Below are 573 nucleotides of genomic sequence, written 5' to 3' on the forward strand. Positions count from 1 at the left end.
GGGTTGTCGCTGTAGCCGATACAGTTAAAGATACTGCCCAACAAGCTATTCAAAAACTTCATGAATTAGGTATTGAAGTTGCTATGTTAACTGGTGATAACAAACGTACCGCACAAGCAATAGCAAAACAAGTTGGTATAGACACGATTATTGCAGAGGTTTTACCAGAAGAAAAAGCTTCTAAAGTAGCAGAAATTCAATCTGAAGGTAAAAAAGTAGCTATGGTTGGAGATGGTGTCAATGATGCTCCAGCACTAGTTAAAGCAGATATTGGTATTGCCATTGGTACAGGTACAGAAGTTGCAATCGAAGCTGCTGATATAACTATTTTAGGAGGAGACCTTTTATTAATTCCAAAAGCAATAAAAGCAAGTAAATCTACAATTCGTAATATTCGCCAAAATCTATTTTGGGCGTTTGGTTACAATGTTGCAGGTATCCCTATAGCAGCAATTGGTCTGCTAGCACCTTGGGTTGCGGGAGCAGCAATGGCTTTAAGTTCTGTAAGTGTTGTCACAAACGCTTTACGTCTAAAACGTATGAAATTATAAGAATCTTATATTTCTTGAAAGG

At 37.7% G+C, this 573-nt stretch carries 1 protein-coding gene; it reads left to right on the top strand.

Going from position 1 to position 573, the window contains the following annotated elements; translation table 11 throughout:
* On the top strand, positions 1-551 hold a 551-nt coding region (locus HZY83_RS06200), incomplete at its 5' end, for an HAD-IC family P-type ATPase (protein ID WP_179943189.1).
* Positions 552-573: the final 22 nt, after the last annotated feature.

The sequence above is a fragment of the Gemella sp. GH3 genome (assembly GCF_013415425.1).
GTDB lineage: Bacteria > Bacillota > Bacilli > Staphylococcales > Gemellaceae > Gemelliphila.